Genomic DNA, 595 nt, shown 5'->3' with positions numbered 1-595 from the left:
TTTCACTTATGAAGTGGCTTTTCGTCGTTGGTTAGTTCGAGAACTTGAGGAGCAGCGATTAACGCCTGCTCAAGCTATCGAACGTTTCAATTTTCATCCTGTTTCTGGTTATGCTTTAATTCATAAATGGCGATTGAAATATGCTCAGGAAATGGTATTATCTTTACCAGAAATGACTTTTCAAGAGAAACAAGATTTAGCCCTTCTTCAAGCCAGAACCAAGGAGCTTGAAAAACAATTGGAGCAAGCCAAAATGTACAATATTGCCTTGAATACCTTGATTGATGTAGCCGAGGAGAAGCTCAAGATTAGTATCCGAAAAAAGCCTGGAGCCAGACAGTAATCTTGCTTATGCAGTGGTATGGTCATGCTTATAGCCTTGGCTATTTCTGCAAACTGTTTGGCAAAAGCCGTCAGGCTTTTTATGAGCAAAAGACTGTGGTTCATTCAAAACCTCTTGAGGAATCAATGGTGTTGAAATGGGTATTGGAGATACGTAAAGACTTACCTCGTTGTGGTACTTCTAAGCTTTACGAGAGCCTAAAACCTCGTTTGTTAGAGCATCATATCAAGTTAGGGCGAGATGCTTTATACA

General features: G+C 40.0%; 2 pseudogenes. Both read left to right on the top strand.

Annotated elements, in window-relative coordinates:
- Window positions 1-343 (top strand): annotated as a pseudogene (locus tag VB798_RS24325) (hypothetical protein); the annotation flags it as partial.
- A 2-nt stretch (window positions 344-345) separates the two neighbouring features.
- Window positions 346-595, top strand: a pseudogene (locus tag VB798_RS24320) (hypothetical protein); the annotation flags it as partial.

Origin of the sequence: Arcicella lustrica (assembly GCF_034930985.1) — a bacterium.
GTDB lineage: Bacteria > Bacteroidota > Bacteroidia > Cytophagales > Spirosomataceae > Arcicella > Arcicella lustrica.
The sequence above is the reverse complement of the archived record's forward strand: the minus strand, read 5'-3'. Positions and strand labels throughout refer to the sequence as shown.